18 protein-coding genes are annotated in these 22,463 nt (G+C 69.5%); 9 read left to right on the top strand and 9 right to left on the bottom strand.

The window, feature by feature from the left end; all coding sequences use genetic code 11:
* Positions 1-153 precede the first annotated feature (153 nt).
* Positions 154-2,175, top strand: a complete 2,022-nt coding sequence (locus tag AC1DVI_RS13020) for a methyl-accepting chemotaxis protein (RefSeq protein ID WP_476958322.1) — start codon at positions 154-156, stop codon at positions 2,173-2,175.
* A 41-nt stretch (positions 2,176-2,216) separates the two neighbouring features.
* On the opposite strand, the gene AC1DVI_RS13025 is transcribed toward AC1DVI_RS13020, so the two are convergent.
* From AC1DVI_RS13025 to AC1DVI_RS13035, 3 genes are all read right to left on the bottom strand, one after another.
* The gene (locus AC1DVI_RS13025; protein WP_476958323.1) at positions 2,217-3,368 is read right to left on the bottom strand and encodes a DUF2325 domain-containing protein; all 1,152 of its coding nucleotides are present in this window, start codon (positions 3,366-3,368) and stop codon (positions 2,217-2,219) included.
* A 465-nt stretch (positions 3,369-3,833) separates the two neighbouring features.
* Entirely contained in the window at positions 3,834-7,916 is a 4,083-nt protein-coding gene (locus tag AC1DVI_RS13030; protein WP_476958324.1) for a tetratricopeptide repeat protein, read from the bottom strand.
* Positions 7,917-7,980: 64 nt separating this feature from the next.
* Positions 7,981-8,601 (bottom strand): glycosyltransferase family A protein, encoded by a 621-nt coding sequence (locus tag AC1DVI_RS13035; protein ID WP_476958325.1) that lies wholly within the window; start codon positions 8,599-8,601, stop codon positions 7,981-7,983.
* A 219-nt stretch (positions 8,602-8,820) separates the two neighbouring features.
* Here AC1DVI_RS13035 and AC1DVI_RS13040 point away from each other — a divergent pair, with 219 nt between their 5' ends.
* From AC1DVI_RS13040 to AC1DVI_RS13050, 3 genes are all read left to right on the top strand, one after another.
* Complete coding sequence (locus tag AC1DVI_RS13040) at positions 8,821-10,080, top strand: Glu/Leu/Phe/Val family dehydrogenase (RefSeq protein ID WP_476958326.1); 1,260 nt, start codon at positions 8,821-8,823, stop codon at positions 10,078-10,080.
* A gap of 133 nt (positions 10,081-10,213) precedes the next feature.
* Positions 10,214-11,872, top strand: a complete 1,659-nt coding sequence (locus tag AC1DVI_RS13045) for an ATP-binding protein (RefSeq protein WP_476958327.1) — start codon at positions 10,214-10,216, stop codon at positions 11,870-11,872.
* A complete protein-coding gene (locus tag AC1DVI_RS13050; RefSeq protein ID WP_476958328.1) occupies positions 11,856-12,482 on the top strand; it encodes a response regulator transcription factor in 627 nt (208 codons plus the stop codon). The genes AC1DVI_RS13045 and AC1DVI_RS13050 overlap by 17 nt, the downstream gene beginning before the upstream one ends.
* 30 nt (positions 12,483-12,512) lie before the next feature.
* Here AC1DVI_RS13050 and AC1DVI_RS13055 read toward each other — a convergent pair whose 3' ends face one another.
* From AC1DVI_RS13055 to exbB, 3 genes are read right to left on the bottom strand one after another with little or no spacing between them, the layout of a single operon-like run.
* Positions 12,513-13,355 (bottom strand): energy transducer TonB, encoded by an 843-nt coding sequence (locus AC1DVI_RS13055; RefSeq protein ID WP_476958329.1) that lies wholly within the window; start codon positions 13,353-13,355, stop codon positions 12,513-12,515.
* The gene (gene exbD, locus AC1DVI_RS13060) at positions 13,352-13,774 is read right to left on the bottom strand and encodes a TonB system transport protein ExbD (RefSeq protein ID WP_476958330.1); all 423 of its coding nucleotides are present in this window, start codon (positions 13,772-13,774) and stop codon (positions 13,352-13,354) included. The genes AC1DVI_RS13055 and exbD overlap by 4 nt, the downstream gene beginning before the upstream one ends.
* A gap of 4 nt (positions 13,775-13,778) precedes the next feature.
* The gene (exbB, locus tag AC1DVI_RS13065) at positions 13,779-14,732 is read right to left on the bottom strand and encodes a tonB-system energizer ExbB (protein WP_476958331.1); all 954 of its coding nucleotides are present in this window, start codon (positions 14,730-14,732) and stop codon (positions 13,779-13,781) included.
* A 154-nt stretch (positions 14,733-14,886) separates the two neighbouring features.
* Between exbB and AC1DVI_RS13070 the strand changes: the two genes are divergently transcribed.
* Positions 14,887-15,147 (top strand): hypothetical protein, encoded by a 261-nt coding sequence (locus AC1DVI_RS13070; RefSeq protein ID WP_476958332.1) that lies wholly within the window; start codon positions 14,887-14,889, stop codon positions 15,145-15,147.
* A gap of 24 nt (positions 15,148-15,171) precedes the next feature.
* Here the strand turns inward: AC1DVI_RS13070 and AC1DVI_RS13075 are convergent, their stop codons facing one another.
* The 3 genes from AC1DVI_RS13075 to AC1DVI_RS13085 form a co-directional block, all read right to left on the bottom strand.
* Complete coding sequence (locus tag AC1DVI_RS13075; RefSeq protein WP_476958333.1) at positions 15,172-16,008, bottom strand: hypothetical protein; 837 nt, start codon at positions 16,006-16,008, stop codon at positions 15,172-15,174.
* 75 nt (positions 16,009-16,083) lie between these two features.
* Positions 16,084-16,440: a Lin0512 family protein gene (locus AC1DVI_RS13080; protein ID WP_014241764.1), complete on the bottom strand. Its 357-nt coding sequence runs from the start codon at positions 16,438-16,440 to the stop codon at positions 16,084-16,086.
* Positions 16,441-16,548: 108 nt separating this feature from the next.
* Positions 16,549-18,291 (bottom strand): reprolysin-like metallopeptidase, encoded by a 1,743-nt coding sequence (locus AC1DVI_RS13085; protein WP_476958334.1) that lies wholly within the window; start codon positions 18,289-18,291, stop codon positions 16,549-16,551.
* Positions 18,292-18,853: 562 nt separating this feature from the next.
* Here AC1DVI_RS13085 and AC1DVI_RS13090 point away from each other — a divergent pair.
* The 4 genes from AC1DVI_RS13090 to btsR all read left to right on the top strand — a co-directional run bounded on the left by AC1DVI_RS13090 (position 18,854) and on the right by btsR (position 22,456).
* Complete coding sequence (locus AC1DVI_RS13090) at positions 18,854-19,357, top strand: septal ring lytic transglycosylase RlpA family protein (RefSeq protein ID WP_476958335.1); 504 nt, start codon at positions 18,854-18,856, stop codon at positions 19,355-19,357.
* A gap of 140 nt (positions 19,358-19,497) precedes the next feature.
* Entirely contained in the window at positions 19,498-19,908 is a 411-nt protein-coding gene (locus tag AC1DVI_RS13095; protein ID WP_476958336.1) for a hypothetical protein, read from the top strand.
* Positions 19,909-20,030: 122 nt separating this feature from the next.
* Positions 20,031-21,740, top strand: coding sequence for a LytS/YhcK type 5TM receptor domain-containing protein (locus AC1DVI_RS13100; RefSeq protein ID WP_476958354.1), 1,710 nt, complete (start codon positions 20,031-20,033; stop codon positions 21,738-21,740).
* Complete coding sequence (btsR, locus tag AC1DVI_RS13105) at positions 21,737-22,456, top strand: two-component system response regulator BtsR (RefSeq protein ID WP_476958337.1); 720 nt, start codon at positions 21,737-21,739, stop codon at positions 22,454-22,456. The genes AC1DVI_RS13100 and btsR overlap by 4 nt, the downstream gene beginning before the upstream one ends.
* The last annotated feature ends 7 nt before the right edge of the window (positions 22,457-22,463 follow it).

Consider the following 22,463-nt stretch of genomic DNA (forward strand, 5'->3'; position numbering starts at 1 on the left):
ATGTCCTTTGACCGAAGTCAAGGAAAGGCGTCGCGACCCGCGTTTGAGTCGATGAATGCTATCCGTTTTTTTGAGGGTAAATCCATGCGATTATTGTCCATCAATGTCATTCTACCAGTAATTGTCGGTGGACTTGCTCTCCTGGGAAATTTCATGGCGGGCAACGCCGCGTTCGTGGCTTTTCGCGGCGTCGAAGCGGCTTCGGCCTACCGGAACGTCAATCAGGTGGCCGGCGGCTTGGTCGTCGCCGCCGGCGAGTTCGCTCTTGAGCGGGGCGCCACCAACGGTGCGTTGAACGGTGCGAGCCCGCTTTCCGCCGATCGGCTCGCCCGGTTGCGCCAGCGCCGGGACGCCGCCGACGCCGCCCTGCGCCCTGCGCTGGAGGACCTGCGTGCCATGCCCGAAATGATCCCGCACGGACTGCGCCTGGGCGCGGTGGAGGAATCGTCGGCCAGCTTCCGGGACTATCGGCGCGGGGTGGACGAGGCGTTGGCCCGCGACGCCGACGAGCGGTCGCCGGACGTGGTGTCGGGCTTCAGCGGCACGATCACCGCTCATATCGAACGGATCGGCGCCCTGCGCCTGCTTCTGGAGGCGGTCGCTCCCCCGCCGAAACCGGCGACGCTGCAACTTGTCCAGCTGCGCGGCTACGCGGCGGACATGGCCGAACACGCCGGGCGGGAGCGCGCGCTGTTCAGCGCCCTCGTCGCCGGCAGCCGGCCGGTCTCTCCCGGACAGGCCGAAGCCCTGGCGAAGTCCCGCGGGCGGCTGGAACAGGCGTGGGATGGCATCCGTGCGCTGCGCACCCGGCCGGACATCACGCCCGATCTGGCGCGGGCCATCGACGGGGTCGAGGTCGCGTACTTCCAAGCTTTCGCCGAGACCCGGCAGGCGGTGCTGAAGGGCGGTGCGGATGGCCGTTACCCGCTGACTCCCGACGACTGGATGAGCCAGGCGACGGCGGGCATCGATTCCATCCTCACGCTGGCCGGCACGGTGGGCGCGGCGATCGACGCCGCGGTCGCTGGGACCGCTGAGGAGGCGCGATCCGACCTGCTCGTCAGCCTCGCCGTCTTCACGCTCAGCCTGCTTCTGGGTTTGGGGGGCTCGCTGCTGGTGATCCGGCGGATCGTCCGGCCGCTGACGGCGATGACCGGGGCCATGCGACAACTGGCCGACGGCGATCTGGCGGTCGCCATTCCCGGCACCGGGCGCCGCGACGAGATCGGCGCCATGGCGCAGGCCGTCCAGGTCTTCCAGGAACATGCCGTCGCGCGCGAGCGGCTGGAGGCGGAGCAGCTGCGCGAGCGGAAAATCCGCGAACGCCGGGCGGCCACGCTGGAACAGCTGACCCGCGGCTTCGAAGCGAAGGTGAGCGGGCTGGTCGGCACTTTGTCATCCGCCGCGACGGACATGAAGGCGACCGCGGGGTCGATGTCCGCGGCGGCTCAGCAGACCAACCACCAATCCTTTGCCGTGGCGGCGGCATCGGAACAGGCGTCCACGAACGTGCAGACCGTAGCGGCGGCGACCGAACAGCTCACCGCGTCCATTCAGGAGATCGGCAACCGCGCCGCCCAATCGCAGGCCATCGCGACACGGGCCGTCCAGGACACGCGGCGGACCGATGAGACGGTGAGGCTGATGGCCGGCTGCGCCCAACGCATCGGCGAGGTGGTTGGGCTGATCCAGGCGATCTCCAGCCAGACCAATCTGCTGGCGCTCAACGCCACCATCGAGGCTGCCCGCGCCGGAGACGCCGGCAAGGGCTTCGCCGTCGTGGCTCACGAAGTGAAGATGCTGGCGAGCCAGACCGCCCAGGCGACCGACGACATCGCGGTCCAGATTGCCGAGATTCAGACCGTCACGCGCGACGCCGTCTCGGCGATCCGCGCCATCGGCTCCGTGATCGGCGAGGTGAACGAGATCGCCACCGCCATCGCCGCCGCGGTGGAGGAGCAGGGCGCGGCCACCCAGGAGATCACACGCAACGTCCAGCAAGCGGCCGTCGGCACGCAGGAGGTCGCCTCCAACATCGCCGGCGTGCGGCAGGCGGCCAACGACACCGGGGCGGCGGCCACCCATGTGCTGAGCGCGGCGCAGGAGCTATCGCAGCAGGCGGAGCGGCTGAGCGGCGAGGTCGATGACTTTCTCGGCGGCATCCGCAGTGCCTGACCGCCGCAGTGCCTTGACCGCGCCGGGAGATCGGCCCGCGCTCAGTGTTGGGCGGGCTCCTCCCCGGCGCCGTCCTGGCCGAAACTGTGCAGGATGCGGGCGAAGCTGGTGGCTCCGGCGCTGCGCATGGGAACGAAGGGCTTGCCCATGCGGCGGCACAGCCCCTTCACCCGCAGGCAGGCGTCGTGGCTGACGCAATCGACGGGACAGACCACCACGTCGGCGCGTTCCACCAGCCCTTCCAGACAGCGGGTTGTCTGCTCGAACCCGCCGTCATGGTGAAGCAGACAGCCGTTGCGCGTCTCCACCGCCGCCCGCAGGTGGGGCAGGCTCTTGGTCCGCCCCCCCACATAGAGGATGGCCCGCCCGCCCAGGTCGGTCGGGGCCGCCGCGTCTTCCGCGGACCGACGGCGGGTTTGCGCGACCGGGGCGTCGAGCAGGCGGCGCAGCCGCTCCACCTCGGCCTCCGCATGGCGCGCGCGCATGCGCTCACTGGCGACGCGACGGTGCAGGGCGTCCATGGTGCGCAGCAGCCGCGCGTGGCCCGGCGCCCGGCCTGACGCGGCTTTCGGGGGAGTGGACGCCTTGGCGATTGGAGGAGCGGCCCGCTGTGCGGCGAGTTGCGCTTCCAATTCCCGGATGCGGGCGTCCTTCTCGGCGACGCGTTCGGCGGCGGCGCGTTCCTGCTTCGCCAGCCGGGCGGTCATCTCGTCGCAGCGCCGGACCAGATCGCGGTTCTCGCGCAGTTGGCGGCGGTTCTCGCCCCCCATCAGGTGGGAGAGCATGTGCACGTCGGCGAAGGCGCGCACCCGCACCGCGTCGGGCATGGCGCCGTGGCTCAGCACGCCCCAGTAGGCGGCGGCCACCTCGCCCGAGGCCACCGCGGCGGTCCACAGCGTCATCCAGCCCTCTTCGGTCGTCTCGCGCGCGAATCGCTTCACCGCGGCGGCGAAGGCCTCGTCCAACCGCTTGTGCATCAGCCGGGCTTCCGGACCGTCCTCCGCCGCCTTCTCCACGAAATAACGATGGATGTCGTAGGGGCGGGCGTCCGCCGTGGGGACCAGCTTCAGCCGTCGGCACAGCCACGCCACGTCCTCCGACGACAGGCAGGTGCCCACGATCGAGCAGTGATACTCCGTGGGAATCGTCCACAGCTTCCGGCGCTTGGCCTGTCCCAGTACGCAGGATGGCACGGTCTTCCGACAACGCTCACACATCGTCTCCGCCCCCGATCGGCTTCGGCTGTTGGGTTTCCGGTTCCGTCCGGAGCCAGGTACGGCGGTGGAGCGGAACATGCTCCACTAATAGTGCGAATCATTCGCATTTGCAAATGAAGAGCGATGCTGGTCCGGTGCATCCTGAAGCGACGCGATCCGCTGCCGGGGACGCGCCCCAGCCGCGACAACGCGCTCGACCGTCAGCCGGCGCGTGGATTCGTTCGCATCTCTGCAGGCCTGTGCGTCCGTCCTCCGCCCACGTCGGAATCCTAATTCCGAATGGCCGTTTCGCATTGCCATATGACGGAACACCGTCCCGCGCAGACGCTCGGGCCACAAGGGTTGGGCGGCGTGGTCACCACTGGAAAGCGGCCACGGGTAGGGCGCGCCCGCCAAACTGACAACGCCCCAACAACGTCGCCGGCCCCCGGAAACGAGTCCTCACCGCGGCGAACCGGCCCGTCCGCCATAGTCCCCCAACGCCGCCGCCATGCGCGCAATGGCCGGGGCCCAGTCGCCGGGTGCCTCCTGGTGGAACAGACGGAGCGTCGGGTACCACGGGCTGTCGGTGCGCTTCGTCAGCCAACGCCAGCAGCCGGAGAAGCGCGACAGCATCCAGACCGGCAGCCCGAGCGCGCCCGCCAGATGGGCCACCGAGGTGTCGACGGCGATGACGAGGTCGAGACAGCGCGCGAGCGCGGCGGTGTCCGCGAAATCCGTCACCTCGTCCATGCAGTCGACGATGTCCATGCCCGCCGGCGGCTCTTGCGCCTGCGCCGCCGCCGCCCCCTTTTGCAGGCTGACGAAGACCACGCCCCGAACCGCGGCCAGCGGGGCCAGCGCCGCCAGGGTCAGGCTGCGCCGCCGGTCCACCGCGTTGGCCTTGGGGCTGTGCGGCCGCGGGTCGCCGGACCACACCAGCCCGACCTTGAGCCGCCCGTCCGCCGGCAGCCGGGCGCGCCAGCGCGCCACCGCCCGCGGATCGGCGGAAAGGTAGGGGACGGCCGCCGGAATGCTGTCGAGATCCGTGCGGAACGCCCGCGGCAGGCTGAGCAGCGGGCAGTGCAGGGCGGTCGCCGGCAGCGGGTCGTGCAGGTTGTGGACGGCCCGCAGACCGGGCAGCCCTTCCATCAGCCGCCGAAGGCCGCTGTGGACGGCCAGATGCACCTCGCCCCCCCGTTCGGCGACCAGCGGAGCGTAGCGCGCGAATTGCAGCACGTCGCCATGCCCCTGCTCGGCGTGCAGCAGGATGCTGCGGCCTTCCAGGGGCTCGCCGGTCCACAGCCGGCCCGGCGCCTTGGGCACGGGAAGCTCGCCGACCCGCCAGCGCTCCTCGTAATGCTCCCACCCTTCCCGGAGGCGCCCCCCCGTCAGCAAAACCAGCGACAGGTTGAAGTTGGCCTGCGGGTTCCGCGGGTCCCCTTCGAGAATCCGCCGGAACCCGGCCTCCGCCTCGTCCAGGCGCCGGAGATCCAGGCAAAGGACCGACAGCACGTTGATCGCGGCGGCATGCTCGGGCGCCAGCGCCAGGGCACGGCGGCACAGCATCTCCGCCGCCCGGTAGTCGGCCAGCGCCGCGGCCGACGCGCGGGTGACCTCGGCCAGATTGGAGTAGGCGACCGGGTGGGCCGGCGACAGGGCCACGGCGCGGCGGTAATGGGCCATGGCGGCAGCCGGATCGCCACCTTCCTGCAAGGCGTTGCCCGCGTTGTTCCAGGGGTCGGGATAGCCGGGGCGGAGCGTCATGGCCCGGTGATAGGGGGTTCGGGCCTCCGCGTGGCGCCGCTGCCCGAGCAGCGCTCCGCCGAGGTTGTTGAGGGCTTCGGGGAAGTCGGGGGCGAGGGCGACCGCCCGCCGCAGAAGGCATTCCGCCCCCGACGGATCGCCGCGCTTCAGGCGGTCGTCGGCCAAGGCGCGCCAAGCCTGCGCCGCGTCGGGCGTCTTGCGCAGCGCGCGCCGCAGCAGCGGCTCGGCCTCTTCCCGACGGCCCAGCAAACCGAGAGCCCCGGCAAGACGGCCCAGCCCTTCGCCGTCGGCCGGCACCAGCGCCAGCGCCCGCCGGCAAGCGGTCGCCGCAGCCTCGGGGTTGCCCTGCTCCGACGCCGCCTGGCCGATGGCGCGCCAGGCGTCGCACAGGGCGGGCGACAGGCGCGCCGCCCGTCGGGCGAGGCGCTTGCCCGCCTCCGGCTGTCCGGCCGCCATGGCCAGCTTGGCCAGGTTGACCAGCGGCTCGGCGTAGGCGGGGTCGAGGGCGACCGCCTGCCGGAACGCGATCCCCGCGGGTCCGGAGCGGTCGGCGGTGCGGAACCGCTCCCCCAGCGAGTTGCGGAAGGCCGCGCGGCGTCCCTCCACACGGACTGCGCGGCGGAGCCACGCTTCGGCCGCCGCCCCGACCTCCGGGACCGGATCGGCGATGGACAGCAGCGCCAGCCCCAGCAGATGCAGCGCGTCGTCCAGCGCCGGCTCCGCGGCCAGCGCCCGCCGGTAGCCGGCCGCGGCCGTCTCCAGCCGGCCCGCGCGGTGGGCGTCGAGCGCGGCGGCCAGCCCCGTCCTTGCTGGTTCGGGCGGCGGGACGGCGGCGGGGCGGCCGGCGGAGAGTTCGCCCAGCGCCGCCGCCAGCCGGGCGATCGGCGCCTCCCAGGCGCCCGGCTCGTCCTGGTGGAACAGGCGCATGGTCGGGTACCAGGGGCTGTCCTCGCGATGGCCGAGCCAGCGCCAGCAGGCGTCGAACCGCGACAGCACCCAGACCGGGACCCCCAGCCCGCCCGCCAGATGGCACACGGAGGTGTCCACGGTGACGACGAGGTCGAGCTGTTCGATGAAGGCCGCGGTGTCGGCGAAATCGCGGATGCCGCCGGTCCGGTCGATCAGCGTCATGCCGGGCGGCGGCGCCTTGGCCTGGGCGCCGGCCTCGCCGATCTGCAAACTGTAGAAGGCGATGCCGGGAACAGCGGCCAGGGGGGCGAGGGCGGCAAGCGTCAGGCTGCGCCGCCGGTCCACGGAGTTGGCCTTGACGTCGTCCTTGCGCGGCTCCCCCGCCCACACCAGCCCGACCTTCAGCCGTGGCCCACCTGCCGGTTGGTCGCCCGCCGGTTGGTCGCCGGCCAGTTGGGCGCGCCAGAACCGGCGATCCGCCTCTGCGGGGCGCAGGTAGGGGATGGTGGCCGGGATGGTCTCCAGCCGGGTGCCAAGCAGGCGGGGAAGGCTCAGCAGCGGCGCGCAGACGTCGCAGGCCGGCACCTCCTCGTCGAAGCCGTGGACGGCCGCAACGCCGGGGGTGTTGGCAAGCAGCCGTTTCAGCAGGGGCTGGACGAGCAGGACGACGCGGCCGCCGCGCTCGGCGAGCAGGGTGGCGTAGCGCACGAAATGCAGCGTGTCGCCATGCCCCTGCTCGGCGACCAGCAGGATGCTCCGGCCGTTCAGCGGGCTGCCGTCCCAGGCCGGGGCATGCTGGGGATAGGTGGAGCCCCACATCGCCCAGCGCGCCTCGTACAGCGCCCAGCCGTGGGCGAAATCGCCCTTCTGCAGCAGCGTCAGCGACAGGTTGAAGCGGGCGACCGGGCTTTTGGCATCAAGCCGCAGGGCCCGCTTGTTCCACCGGATGCTGTCGCGGGCGCCGCCGACGCTGTGGAAGGCCAGCGCCGCGTTGACCAGGGAGCCCGGATGGTCGGGCGCCAGGGTGAGGGCGCGTTTGACGAGGGCGGCGGCGCGCGCGAAGTCGCCGGTCATCATCCAGGACAGGGATTCCTGGGAATCGGCTTCCGGCGCCATCGGGTCGAGCCGGCGGATCCGTCGCGTCGCCCGCAGGGAACCCTCGGTGTCCGCGGCGTGCATCAGGCCGAAGGCGAGGTTGCCGTGGGCGGCGGGCCCGTCCGGGTCCAGCGCCACGGCCCGGCGCAGGACGGCCAGGGCGGGGCCGGTCTGCTTGGTTTCGCACAGCGCGAGGCCGTAGGCGGCCTGCATCGCGGCATCGCCGGGGGTGCACAGGGCGGCGCGGCGCAGCAGCCGGGCCACCGCATCCGGCTGGTTGGCCTCCTGAATCAGCGCCCCCAGGTTGCGCCACCCCGTGGCGAAGGCCGGATCGGCCACCAGGGCCCGCGCGACGAGGCGCCGGGCGGCGCGGCCCGAGCCGGACTCCTTCAGCACCAGGCCGTAGGCGGCCAGGGCCTTGGGATAGTCCGGGCGCAACCGCAAGGCACGGGTGAAGGCGATGGCGGCCTGCCGCTTGCGTCCGGCCAGCCGCATCGCCTCGGCAAGATTGTGCATGGCCTGGGCCCGGTGGGGGGCCAGAAGCATCAGGCGGGCGAAACAGCGCGCCGCCATGCGGTGGCGTCCGTCGCCCAGCGCGAGGCCGCCGAGCCGGAGCCAGGCCTCCTCGTTGGCGGAGTCGATGGACAGGAGGGCACGGAGGCGCGCTTCGGCGCCGGCCCCCGCACCGCCGCCTGCGCATCCCGCCGCCATGGCCTGTGCGGGCGTGGGAGCCGACGGGGAAGCGAGGCGGTGCGGGGGCGAAGGAATGGGCATGTCGGTCCGTCGCGTGGAAGGAGGTGTCGGCAGGCAGGCGGTCGTCCGGCTGGCGGCGCGGCGGCTATGCCGGCCGGGTCGGCCGGAAACAGCGCGACAGAAGGTCGCTCCGGTGCCGGGTCAAGGCAAGACTCCAATCGTAACGGCCGAGGACCTGAGGACGAAGGGCCTCCTCCTCCAAGGACAGGACGTCGACGACCGCCTCCGGAGGCTGGGTGAAGCGGCCGTATTGACGGTCGAACATGTTGCCGGGGATGCGGTGGAGCCTCACCGTCGGCCGGTCGGTCAGCAGGTGCTGGAAGGTCTCCGACAGAAGGCTGGCGCACAGCATGTCCTCGACGCGGAGTGTCAGCAAGTTCGGATCACGGCTGAAGCCGCCGATGAAGCGATGGCATTCCACGCGGACGCAGAGGGTGAGGACCAGCGTGTTGCGGATGGCGGGATAACAGTTCGGGTGCACCGGATCGGTCAAGACCACGCCGGTGCACCCGAGGCCGGCCTGCGGCGTCTGATCCAGGGCGGTGATGCGGAGCCCGACGTGATCGGGCAGGAACTCGTCGTCGTGGTCGAGGAAGAACAGATACTGCGACCGCCCCTGGCCCGCACCGGCGTTGCGGCCTGTCGATGCGCCCAGGTTTTTCGTGTGGCGGATGGAGACGATCTCCACCGGGCTGGTCGCGGCCATCCGCATGACTACGGAGCGCAAGCTGCAGATCGGCCTTTAAAAAATTTATCGTTGTTTTGCAGTGTGTTATAAGATTTCCGTAATAATACGGATATTTTGATCCGGGTTATTCCCCAGTAGAAAAGGCCGTCATATGCCTTAGGGGAAGTGAGCAGAACCTTCCAGGAAGGAGATGCGGCCAACCTTCGGTGCGCCTGACCGAAACCATGGGGAAAAGGAATGGACGATCTGCTTTCGGGGGCGCTGAGCCGCCTGGATGAAGCCGCCAAGCACGTCGAGGTGGATTCCGAGGTTCTTGAGAAGCTGAAATACGCCAAGGAGACTCTGAGCGTCCGCCTGTCCGTGCGCATGGACGACGGATCGCGGCGCTCCTTCCCGGCTTGGCGGTGCCGCTACGACGACACGCGCGGCCCGACCAAGGGCGGCATCCGCTTCCACCCGAGTTCCAACGTGGAGGAAGTGACCACGCTGGCCTTCTGGATGACTTTCAAGTGCGCGGTGATGAACCTGCCCTATGGCGGGGGCAAGGGCGCGGTGAAGGTCGATCCGCACAGCCTGTCCAAGTCGGAGCTGGAGCGTCTGTCGCGGGCCTATGTCCAGGCCTTCGCCGGCATGATCGGACCCGACCGCGACATCCCGGCGCCGGACGTCTACACCAACTCCATGATCATGGGGTGGATGGCCGACGAGTACAGCTCCATCGTCCGCCAGCCGAGCCCGGCGGTCATCACCGGCAAGCCGCTGCCGCTCGGTGGTTCGCTCGGGCGCGACGACGCGACCGCGCGCGGCGGCTATTACCTGATCAAGCATCTGGAAGAGGATCTGCGCCTGTCCGGATCGGCCCGCCGGGTGGTGATCCAGGGTTACGGCAACGCCGGCTTCCACATCGCCCGCCTGCTGCACGCAGACGGTTACCGCATCGTCGGCCTGTCCGATTCCCGCGGTGCCATCGTCTGCGCGGACGGGCTGGACCCGCAGGCCGTGCAGACGGCCAAGGAGCGGGGCGGCTCGGTGACCGCCTACATCGGGAACGGCGCCCGCGCGGTGACCGGCGACGAGATGCTCGGCACCGATTGCGAGATCCTGGTCCCCGCGGCGCTGGAGGATCAGATCCACAAGGGCAACGCCGGGCTCATCAAGGCGCGCGTCGTCCTGGAACTCGCCAACGGCCCGGTCACGCCGGACGCCGACCGCATCCTGAACGAGGCCGGCGTCATCGTCCTGCCCGACATCCTGGCGAACGCCGGCGGGGTAACGGTGTCCTACTTCGAGTGGGTGCAGAACCGCCAGGGTTACTATTGGGGCCTCGACGAGATTCATGAGCGCCTTCGCGTGATCATGGAGACCGAGGGCCGCCGGGTCTGGGACATGGGATCGGCCAAGGACATCCCGATGCGCACGGCGGCCTACGCGCACGCGCTGGAACGGCTGTCGAAGGCCATCGCCGCGCATGGAACGCAACCGTTCTTCGTCGGCTGATCCCGTGCGTCGCGAGGACGGGAGCCCGCCGGGCTCCCGCCCATCGCATAGGCGAACACGCCGGGTGGACGTATAGTCCATGCCTCGTCCACCCGTGCCGTTGCGCCCGTGCAGCCTGAAAGACCGTTTTGAGATGCCTTTTCCGCCCGCGAGCCGTGCGACGGGAGCGCCGGCCATCCTGACCGGCCGGGACATGGTCGTGCTGTCGCTCGCCTTCCTGGCGGCCTATCTGCCCATCGACTGGCTGACCTTCATCCACCCCCGCCCGAGCCTCAACATCACGCCGTGGAACCCACCGGCGGGGCTCTACATGGCCCTTCTGCTGTGGACCGGCGCGCGTGGCCTGCCGATGGTCTACGCCACGCTGATCCTCGCCGATCTAGTGGTGCGGGGGCATCCCGCCTCGATCTCCTCGCTGCTGCTCTCAAATCTCGTCATCGTCGCCGGCTATGGGGCCGCCGCCCATGTCCTGCGCCACCGGGTGGCGATCGGCTTGGCGCTGAACCGGGTGCGCGACGTCGGCTGGCTGGTCGGCGTCACCTTCCTGAGCGCCGCCGTGGTGGCGCCCGTCTTCGTCGGCGTTTTCGTCCTGGACGGGGCCTTGCCCGCGGCCGACCTGCCGACGCTGGCGTTCCAATACTGGCTGGGCGACGCCATCGGCATCGCCGTGGTCACGCCCTTCGTCCTCCTGCTGCACCGGCCGGACGAGACGCCCGCCTGGAGCGTGCCGAAGACGCCCACCGCCGCCCAGACGGCGGCCATCGCCGCGGCCCTGCTGCTGGTCTTCCTGCCCATCGGCGACGGTCAGTTCAACCTGTTCTACGTGCTGTTCCTGCCCCTCGTCTGGGTGGCGGTGTCACACGGCCTGCCGGGCGCAGTGCTGGCGGCCCTGGCCATTCAGAGCGGCCTGATCGCCGGGCTGCAGGCGATCGGCCTTCCCCTGGGCGCGGTGGTCTATCACCAGACGCTGATGCTGGCCCTGGCCATCACGGCCCTGTTCCTCGGCGCCCTGGTCAGCGAGCGGCGCGAGATCGAGGTCCGGCTGCGCGAACACCAGACCGAGCTGGCCCATCTCTCCCGCCTCACGGTGACCGGGGAGATGGCGTCCGCCCTGGCCCACGAGCTGAATCAGCCGCTGCTGGCCGCCATCAGCTACGCGCGCGCCGCCCAGCGCCTTCTGGAAGGCGACGACACGCCGCCGCGCGCCCACGACCTCATCGACAAGGCGGTGATCCAGGCGGAGCGCGCAGGCGAGGTCATTCGCGGGCTGCGCACGTTCCTGAGCAAGGGATCGCTTCAGCTGGCGCCGGAATCGGCCAGCGAAATCCTGCGCGAGACGCTGACCCTGGTGCGCGGGGACGCGGCCTACAACCGGGTCCAGCTTCGGGTGGACATGGCGGAGCCGCTTCCCCTCGTGCTGTGCGACCGCATCCAGATCGAGCAGGTCCTCCTCAACCTCGTGCACAACAGCATCGAGGCCATCGCCGCGGCCGACAGCCCGGTGCGCGAGGTCGTCCTGCGTGTCCGGGCCGCGCCGCCGGACGGCCTGACTTTCGAGGTCGAGGACAGCGGCCCCGGCGTGTCGGCGGGCATGGTCGACCATCTGTACTCGCCCTTCGCCACCACGAAGCCGGCGGGCATGGGGCTCGGCTTGCCCATCTGCCGCTCGATCGTCGAAAGCCACGGCGGCAGGCTGTGGCTCGGGCGCACCGGTGCGACCGGTTCCGTGTTCCAGGTCTTCCTGCCCGCAGCCCGTCCAGACACCCGGCCGTCCCATGACCCAGACCGATAAATCCCTCACCGGCGATCCGACCGTTTTCATCATCGACGATGACGAGGCGGTCCGTGACGCGCTCTCCGTCCTCGTCGAAGTGGCCGGCCTGTCCGTGCGCACCTTCGCCAACGCATTGGAATTCCTGCACCGCTACAGCCCGGAGCAGCCGGGTTGCGTGGTGGCCGACCTCCGCATGCCCTTCATGGACGGGCTGGAGCTTCAGGAGGAACTGTCCCGGCGCGGCTGCGGCCTGCCGGTCATCATCATCACCGCCCATGGCGAGGTGAGTTCCGCCGTCACCGCCTTCCGGTCCGGAGCCGTCGATTTCCTGGAAAAGCCGTTCGACGACGGCGTCTTCCTGCGCCGCATCCACGAGGCCTTGCAGCGCGACGCCCACCAGCGCCGGGACCGCTCCGCCGCGGAGTCCGCCCTGGCGAAGCTGGCCCTTCTCAGCCCCCGCGAACGGGATGTCGCGGCGCTGATGGTCGAGGGCTGCGCCAACAAGGCCATCGCGATCCGCCTCGGGATCGGCGTCCGCACGGTGGAGACGCACCGGGCGAACATTCTCGGCAAACTCGACATTCGCACGGTTCCGGAACTCATGCGCCTGTGGATGCACACACCGTGATGCGCATCCACGTCACCGGCGTTTGACCGGTCAGCGCAGGAAATACTGCACCGGCACCACCAGCTCCATGCGGTCCTGCGCCACGTCCGGCGGCGGGGCCGGGAGCGGGGAGGCGCGTTCGACCAAGGCGATCGTCTCCTCGTCCAACGCCTCGAAGCCGGAGCCTTTGTGCAACCGCACCGCCAGCACGCGACCCTGCCGGTCGATGGTGATCTGGACCTGCGGAACGCCCTGCTGGCGCCGCATCTGAGCGATGCGGGGGTAGCGCTTGTAGCGTTCCAGGTGGCCGAGCACGGCGCCATGCCACGTGGGCAGCGCGTTGCTGTTGCGCGGCACCGGCGCCGCCTGGGCCGGGGCGCCCGAGGGCGGCGCAGCGGCAGGAGCGGCATTGGCCGGGGCTTCCGTCACCGGCTTGGCCGGCGTCTGCGGCTGTGGGCGCGGCTTCGGCGGTTCGGCCTTGGGCTTCGGCTTGGGCTCTTCCTTGGGCTTGGGCTTCGGCTTGGGCGGCGGTTCCGGCAGGGCGACCTCCGCCGGCACGGGCGGGGGCGGCTCCGGAGCGATCTCGGGGATGGGCTCCGGTTCCGGTTCCGGCTCGATCACCGGCTCGGGCGGCATCTCCGGCTCCGGAAGCATCGATTCCAGGGTCGGCGGCTCGGCGGCCGGTGTTTCCGGCATTGGCGGCAGGTCGAGCATCACCGCGGGCGGCATCGCCGGCGCCTCCTCCATCGCGACGTGCCAGGACAGCGCGCCGACCGCGACGAGGGCGTGGGCGCCCAGCACGACCAGCAGACTGCCGCCCCAGCGCGCCAGGGCGGGCGCCGTGCGCTCGCCATCCTCCGGGAGGTCGTTGGGATCGACGGTCGCCACGCTCATTTGGCGGCCGCGCCTTCCAGCCCGACCAGGGCGATCTTCAGATAGCCGGCGGCGCGCAGCGCGTTCATCACCTCGGTCAGCGCGCCGTAATCCACGCTGCGGTCGGCGCGCAGGAAGACGCGCGCGCCCTTGTCGCCGTTCGTCACCCCATCCAGCGCCGCCGCCAGGGACTCCCGCGCCACCAGCGTGTCGCCCACCGACAGGCTGTTGTCCGCCTGGATGGTCAGGAACAGGGGCTTGTCGGGCCGCGGCTGCGGCTGGGCGGTGGAGGCCGGCAGGTCCACCGGCACGTCCACCGTCGCCAGCGGGGCCGCCACCATGAAGATGATGAGCAGCACGAGCATCACGTCGATGAAGGGCGTGACGTTGATGTCGTGCGACTCGGTGAGATCGTCGCCGTCGTCCAGACGCGCCGCCATGGCCTTACTCCGCCGCCTTGGATACGGCGCGCGGCAGGGCGCGGCGGTCCATGTCGCGGCTCAGCAGCCGCAGCACCGCCGCGGAGGAGTCGCCGAGCTGGGCGCGGTAACCGCCGATGGAACGGGCGAAGCCGTTGTAGATGACCACCGCCGGGATGGCCGCGACGAGGCCGATGGCCGTCGCCAGCAGCGCCTCGGCGATGCCCGGCGCCACCACGGCGAGGTTGGTCGTCTGCGACTTGGCGATGCCGATGAAGCTGACCATGATGCCCCACACCGTGCCGAACAGCCCGACGAAGGGAGCCGTGGAGCCGATGCTGGCGAGGATGCCGGTGCCGCGCATCATGCGCCGCCCCTCCGCCGCCTCGATCCGCTCCAGACGGGAGGCCGCGCGCTCCTTCAGGCCGTCCTGCGAGGGGGCGTCGGCGGACTGGTGGGCCTCGGCGATCACGGCGCGCAGGAAGGCGGTCGCCGGGGTCTTCTCGAAGCCGATGCTCTCGGCCGCCTGGGTCAGCGAGCGCGCCTGCTCAAGTGCCGCCAAGGAGGCCCGCGCCTTGCGCTTGGCCTTCGACAGCTCCAGTGACTTGGCGAGGAAGATGGTCCAGGTCGCCACCGAGGCCAGCGCCAGCCCGATCATCACCGCCTGCACCACCGGGCTCGCCGCCATGAACATGCCCCAGGGGGACAGGTCGTGCGGCAGCGTCGCCGTCGCGGCGGTCATATGCTCCAGCCCGGCGGCCGCTCCAGCCGCGGCGTCCGGCGCCGCCAACGGGGCGGCCAGCGCGTCGGTGACGGGGGCCGCCATGGGAGCCGTCATGGGCGCTGCCGTGGAAGCCGGTGCCGCGGGAGCGCCGCCGTTGGTTGCGGGGGTGCCCTGCGCCCAGCCAAGTCCGCTCGACAGGAAGGTGCCGGCGGCGGCCATCGCAGCGATGGAACGGGTGTGAAGCGCTGTGAACATTGGCGGTTCGAACTTCTTTGCGGCTGACTTCCTTCCTGTATAGTGCGAACGACTCTCATTTGCACCCATAAAGTGCTATATTGCTGCTATGCGACAAACGGGCAGCGCACCGGTTGTTCACGGCGTGACCTGTGAACCGCAAGGGGAGATTGCGATGCCCAACGTCCGGACCGTATCGGAACATGGCAGCTTCCGGCTCGTCGAGCGCGACGGCCGCTACGCCGTGATCGAGGCGCGCGACGGTAAAATCTACGGTCTCCACGGGGAGGCGGGCGACCGTCCCAGCGCGCCGGATCGGCCGGACGCCGCCGAAGCCGTCGTCCCCCCCGGCGGCTGGAACGCCGAGGACGAGGCCCGCCGCCGCTTCGAGGAACTGACCGCCCGCGGCGAAGAGCTGGCCCGCAAAATCTGGTGATCCGCATCGGGTGACCCGCTCGGTTCAGAACGCCTGGATCGCCTGCGACGAGACCGTCCGCCACCGGGCGTCGGCGTCCTTCAGCATGGTCTGGATGTGGCCGATGTGCACCTGTCCGTAGAGGATCAGGATGTTGCGGTCCGGTTCGGCCTTGATGGCCGCCACCACCTTGTCCTCGCGCAGGGTGGTCAGCGCGGGCGGCAGGGCGTCACGCACCATGGAGCCCGACGCGGTGGTCGCCAGCATGATTCGGATGGCGGACTGGACGCGCCGCTGCACCCAGCCCGGCAGCGTGTCGTACTCGTCCCGGAGCTGCGCCAGATCGATGGTCTCCGGATCGGCGTGGTTCGGATCGGTGTCGTCCGGATCGTCGGGGGGCAGGGCGGCCAGCAGTTGCGACAGGGTGACGTCGACGTTGCGAGCGTCCGGTCCCGGCGGGCCGATCAGGGTGCGGTTGTCCTGAAGCACCAGCCCGTCGCCGAGCAGGCTCGCCATCATCTCGTAGGGATGCTGCTTGCTGTCCGGGTTCCAGTCCGCCCCCAGCCGGCGCAGCACGTCGGCCACCCCGGCGGGGTTGGAGGAATCGTCGGGACGGACCTCCTCGTAGAAGATTAGCCAGCCTTCCTGGCGCCGCTGCGCGATGTGCTTGGCGATTCCGCTGTAGAAGTCGGGCTTGGCGACATGGACCATGCCCTGCATTTCCACCTGCCGCCGCCCGTCACTCATCACGACTCGCGACAGTTCCAGGGGGATGTGGTCGGCGATCACCGGCAGGGCGGCCACCACCCCCACGGTCAGGGTGACGAGGCCGCCGGCCAGGATGCCGACGGCGATCAGGACGGTTCGGAGCGCGCGCTTCATGCCCCGACGCTGGCACGAAACGGGGGGCGGGGGCAACCGCTCCGAACTCAAAGGCCAAACCTCAGACCCCAGACCTCAGACGCCGACCTCCACCGCGGCGTTGACGATGTAGATCATCTCGTTGCGGTCGTTCTTGTCGGCCAGGAAGATGCCGCTGGGCGCCAGCATGCCGCCGGACACCACGTTGAAGGACACCTGCCCATAGGGGAAGACGGCCCGGACGGCCTCCAGGTCCAGACGGTCGGCGTCCGCCGGAACGGCGAGATGGACGCGGACCTGCATCCGGCTGGTGTCGCCATCGACCAGCGCGCGCATGCCGGGCATGGAGTTGCGCTCGATGGCGTTGCGCACGGCGCGCACCGCGGCCTTGGTTACGTCCTGACCGTGCAGATCGGCGCCCATGCCGAGTTCGACGAACATCACCTGCTTCATGGTCGTGGGTCCCTCCTCGTTCCTTGCTCGACGATTCCGCTGAGGATGCGGCAGGATCGGCGCGGCGCGGCAGTCGGTCCGGTCCTTTTTTCGAACTGCGGAAAGCGGTCAGCCGATCCGGAAGGCGAGATAGCCGTCGGTCCCGACCTGTCCGGGCATCGCGAGCAGGCCGCCGGGCGTGTGCCCGCTGAAGGTCAGGCTGAGGTCGGTGGCGCCGTTGCCGTCAAGATCGATTTGCGCGGTAGCCCCCTGATAGCCGGACGCCCCCGCCAGATCCCCCCAGGTCAACCGGGAGACGGCGTCCGTCCAGCCCCAGGCGATGGCCCATTCCTCCAAGTGCAGGTCGGTGACGGTTGACCATGTGACGCCCTCGCTCCGCCCATCGATGTAGAAGGTGTCCGTGCCGGCGCCGCCGGTCAGGAAGTTGGAGCCCTCGCCGCCGTCCAGAACATCGTCTCCGCTTCCGCCCTGCGCGGCGTCGTTGCCACCGAGCAGATTCATGAAATCGCTTTGTTCGCTGCCGATGACCGCCTCCCCGGAGGACGTCCCCAGGAACTGGTTCCTCAGGCCGGCGACCGGGCCGGAATAGGGGGGCATCCGTACCTCGTAGCTTCGGGTGCCATCCTGAACGAGGGCGCGCTGATCGGGCTCGGCACGGGGCAGGGCGGCGGCGGCCTCCTGAAGGGTGATGCTGCGGTCGGTGAAGACCAGCCGTTCGATGCCACGCAGTCGGTCGGTGCCGCCGGCCCCGATGACGGTCAGGTCCGCACCGCTTCCCGATGGAGCGCCGGTCACGAAAGCGTTGGCGGAGGGGAAGTCGAAAAAGGCCGTGTCAGTGCCGGTTCCACCGTCGAGAAGATCGTCGCCCGCTCCGCCGGCCAGCGTGTCGTCCCCCGCAGCGCCCACCAGCGTGTCGGCGACGGCCGAGCCGGACAACCGGTCGCCGGCCGACCCCCCGATGACGGTCTCGATGCGGGTGCCATAGCCGACGAAGAACTGGTTCCGGGCCAGGATCGAGAAGTCTTGTGCCGAGAACCATCCCCAGCCGCCCGTCAGGTCGATGGTGACGGGAACGCTCGCTCCCGCCGCGGACAAGGTATCGTTGCCACCGCCATCCCAGAGGTAGCGCCCCGGCGCCCCCGGTGTCAGGAGATACAGATCGTCGCCCGCACGCACGGTGGGGTTGGGACCGTAGAGGCGCTGGATCGCGGCAATGTCGTAGACGCCCAGTCCGCCGGGCCAGACGCCGGAATAGGACATGATCGTGTTCGTCCGGTTGTCCTCGGACGGAGGCAGGAAGGGCGGGGTGCCGCTGCCGGTGCCGTTGTAATCGCCGGGATGCTTCAGCCCGAGCGCGTGCCCGATCTCATGGATGTAGGTCCGGTAACCGGCCGATTCGGGATCGAGGTAGATGTGGGAGCCCGCGGCGTTGGGGTAGTAGGCCATGCCGGAGGCGCGGAAGACGTCCAGTTGGCTCATGTGGAACTGAAGGTTGGCGGTCATCGGCGCCGACGTTTCCACGAAGGCGAGGTTGGCGACCGCGCTCCATTCCCCCATCGCCTGCAACGCCATGGCCCGTTGGCTGTCGTTGAGCGGCCGGAAGCCCGGCACGTAGCGCAGACCGGCGTCCACAACCCAGCCGTAGGTGAGGATGTAGGGCGCCGTCATGGCGCCGTCCGGCGGTGCGCCCCAGCGGCGCCCGCTGTCGAAGGCGCGGAGGAACAGCGGATCGTTAGCCCCGTCCGTCGTCCGTCCGGCCGTCGCCGGGCCTGGAACGCCGTCATAGGTTGATCGATCATCGCCGATTCCGTCTCCGTTCTCGCCAAGGCCGGGAATCCGAGACTCACTCATCTCCGCAAGCTCCGTCGGGGGTGGGCCGGTGTTTCGTTAAATTCGTTCCGAATTTCAACGATGTTTGGCGAAAACGGTTGGCGTTCGTCTTTCAATCGCACAGTACTTATGACAAGACGTCCAGGGGCATTCAATGGATCAGACGGGACCTTCAACATTGGCGGAGGAAAATTTTTCAGCAGATTTTCAGTGTCTTGCGGACATTCCGGGAAATTCCTTCCACGCACTCGCGGAGCGGTGAGGGGGCCGGATTCAGCGTTGGGGACGACTGGCTGAATTTTCCGGATGGCATTGAAAACAGTATCTAAAAATAAAACTCTCTGCCATCCGCCTCCGCCTAAAGACAAGATCAAAATAAAATCGTTAAAGAATATTAAGACGCAATCCTGTCACAGCATCAGCGTGGATTCGCGGATTGACAGGATGGAGAGATTCCGCAACCGTTGCCGCAGAACAACAACGGGGGAGAAAAAGAGTGCGGTATGGCTGTGTTGCGCTCGCCATTTGTGCTGTTTCTGTTGGGGCATGCTCGTCCACGGCACAGATCGCCACCGTCCCGCCAATGCCGCAGGACATCGCGTTTGAGGACACATCGGCACCGGTCGTTCCGGAGATCGAACCGGTCTATGTTCATAAGGGGAAGGCGTCCTATTACGCCGATTTCTTCCATGGCCGGACCACGGCGTCGGGGGAGCGTTTCAGCCAGAACCGGCTGACCGCCGCGTCCCGCCGGCTTCCCCTGGGCAGCCGGGTGACGGTCACCAACGCCGACAACGGGCGCAGCGTCGAGGTCGTGATCAACGACCGCGGCCCCTACGTGAAGGGGCGGGTGATCGACCTGTCCCGCAAGGCTGCCGACGAACTGGGCATGATCGAGGACGGCGTGGTGAACGTCCGCGTCGAAGCCCGCCCCTCCGATCAGCCGAACCGCTCGCTGCGGCACCGGCTGGAGCAGATGGTCGCCGCGCTTTACCCCGACCGCAAACCCACCTCCGAGCCACCCGTGACGGTCGCCGAGCGCCCCGAATCGGATGTTGCCGACACCGATCTGGGCGCCGCCGAATAGAGGGACCGCGCCCCGCCCGACGCTTTCCGCCCGAACGCACGACACATGCAAGGCTTCCGCCCAACGGGCGCCGCGCCGCGAAGGCCGCCGATGCGCGCCCGCGGGTGACGGAGCCGTGCGCACACAGGAGGTTTCAATCCATGCTGAAGCTCGTGATCCGCGACACGCACCACGCCGCCGGCCTGTTCCTGGAGCAGGTGGACAACGTCCGCCAACTCATCGCCGAGTTGAAGGCGCTGAAGCGCGCTCCGTCCGCCTCGCTCTATCTGGAAGGGCTCGCCGAGCGCTGCCTGCGGCGCGGCTGGACGGTGATCCCCGCCGATCCGCTGGTCCGTGGCTGCGCGTCGCGCACCCACATCGTCGAGGTGCATCTCGACCCCAACCAGCCGGGCGCTCCCTTCGTCGGCATCTACGAGCCGGGGGAGGACGGCACCCCCTGCCGGCGCCTGCACGATTCCCTGGAGGGGCTGGCGAGCCGCCTGCGCCTGCCGCCCGCCAACTCCGGCACCATGCCTGCATCGGTGCAGCAGGCCCCCGCGCTGGCCGCATAGAGCCATCGCAATGGTCCGGGGACTCCGGCCGCATCCATTGATTGGAATCATACCGCGGCATGGTGGGCGGGGGTAGCCTGCGGGCCGGCAATCCCGCCGTCCGCCACCCGCCGTCCGCCCCCATGACCGTCGAGCATCTCAGCCTCGTCTTCCTGCTGCTCCAGCAGATGTGCGTGTATCTGGTCATCGCCTATATGCTGAGCCGGACGCCGCTGTTCCTGCCGGTGATGCACCTCACCGTGCGTTGGCCGCACAAGCTGGCCTGCTACGTCATCTTCTCCATGTTCTGCGTCATGGGGACCTATTTCGGGTTGCAGATCGACGACTCCATCGCCAACACCCGCGCCATCGGGGCCGTGCTGAGCGGCATCCTGGGCGGGCCGTCGGTGGGGCTGGCGGTCGGCTTCACGGGCGGGCTGCACCGCTACTCGCTGGGCGGCATGTCGGCGGTGGCCTGCGCCGTCTCCACGGTGACGGAGGGGCTGATCGGCGGTCTGGTGCACCGCCACTTCGTCCGCCAGGGCCGGATCGAGCCGCTGTTCGACCCGCTGCGCGTCGGCGCCGTCACCTTCGTGGCGGAGATCGCCCAGATGCTGATCATCCTGCTGGTGGCCAAGCCCTTCCCGGCGGCGGTCCATCTGGTCGAGGTGGTGGCTCTGCCGATGATCGTCGCCAACACGCTGGGGGCGGGGCTGTTCATGCGCATCCTGATGGACCGCCGCGCCCTGATCGATAAGCAGTCGAGCGCCTTCTCCGCCAAGGCGCTGAAGATCGCCGCGCGGGCCGACGGCGTGCTGCGCCAGGGCTTCAACGAAGAGAACAGCATGCGGGTCGCCCGCATCATCTACGAGGAGACCGGCGTCGGCGCGGTCGCCATCACCGACCGGGACAAGCTCATGGCCTTCATCGGTGTTGGCGACGACCACCATCTCCCGGGCACGCCGATCACCTCGCCCCAGACCTACCAGGCGATCGCCAACAACCAAGTGCTCTACGCCGACGGCAATCTGGTCTCCTACAAATGCTCGATCCATCCGAACTGCCGGCTGGGCGCCTCGCTGGTGATCCCGCTGGTCGGGGAGGACGACCGGGTGATCGGCACCGTGAAGCTGTACGAGCCGAAGACCAAGCTGTTCTCCACCATCAACCGCACGCTGGGGGAGGGCATCGCCCGGCTGCTGTCCAGCCAGATCCTCGCCGGGCGCTACGAACAGCAGAAGGCGCTGCTCGCCCAGTCGGAGATCAAGCTGCTGCACGCGCAGGTGAATCCGCATTTCCTGTTCAACGCGCTGAACACCATCTCCGCGGTCATCCGCAACGATCCGGAGCGGGCGCGCCAGCTGGTGCAGAGCCTGTCCGTCTTCTTCCGCAAGAACCTGAAGCGCCCCAGCCAGGAGGCCACAGTGGCCGACGAGGTGGAGCATGTCAGCGCCTATCTCCAGATCGAGCTGGCGCGTTTCACCGGACGTCTGTCGGTGGAGATCGACGTGCCCGACGAGCTGCGCCACGCCCGGCTCCCGGCCTTCCTGCTCCAGCCGCTGGTCGAGAACGCCATCAAGCACGGCACCTCGCAGCTTCTCGGCCCCGGCCATGTCCGCATCGCGGCGCGGCGGGAGGACGGTGACCTGCTGCTCTCGGTGGAGGACAACGCCGGCCTCTACGAGGAGCGGCCGGGCGGCGACGGGCTGGGCATGTCGATTGTGGACCGCCGCGTTCGCAACCGCTTCGGCGATGGATACGGGGTGGACGTCGCCTGCGAAGCCGACATCTTCACCCGCATCTCACTGCGCCTGCCCTTGGACACTCCCGTTGTTGCGGAGGCCGCGCCATGATGACCCTCCTGATCGTGGACGACGAGCCGCTGGCCCGCGAGGAGCTGCGGCGCCTTCTGGAGGAGTTCCACGACCTCAAGGTCGTCGGGGAGTGCGCCAACGCCATCGAGGCCATCGGCGCCATCAACCGCCAGCCGCCGGACGTGGTCTTCCTCGACATCCAGATGCCGCGGGTCAGCGGGCTTGAGATGCTGAGCATGCTCGACCCGGAGCGGATGCCCCGCATCGTCTTCCTGACCGCCCACGACGAATACGCCGTCCAGGCCTTCGAGGAGCACGCCTTCGACTATCTGCTGAAGCCGGCGGACCCGGCCCGGCTGGCCAAGACGCTGCAACGGCTGCGCCGCGATCGGGCGCCGCAGGACCTTGCCGTACTGAAGGACGCAGCGCCGCTGCGCCTGATCCCCTGCACGGGCCACAACCGCATCTCCCTGCTCAAGCTGGACGAGGTGGAATGCGTGGCCTCCAAGGCGAGTGGGGTGTTCGTTGTCGGCGCCGACGGCGAGGAACGCTTCACCGAGCTGACCCTGCTGACCTTGCAGGAGCGCACCCCTCTGGTGCGCTGCCACCGGCAGTATCTGGTGAACCCCGACCGCATCCGGGAAATCCGTCTGATCGACAACGGGCTGGCCGAAATCCAGACGCTGGGTGGCCAGAGCATCCCGGTCAGCCGCCGCTTCCTCGGCCCGCTGAAGGAGCGGCTGGGCATCGGGTGAATTTCCC

The sequence above is a fragment of the Azospirillum sp. P4_B5 genome, assembly GCF_056402275.1.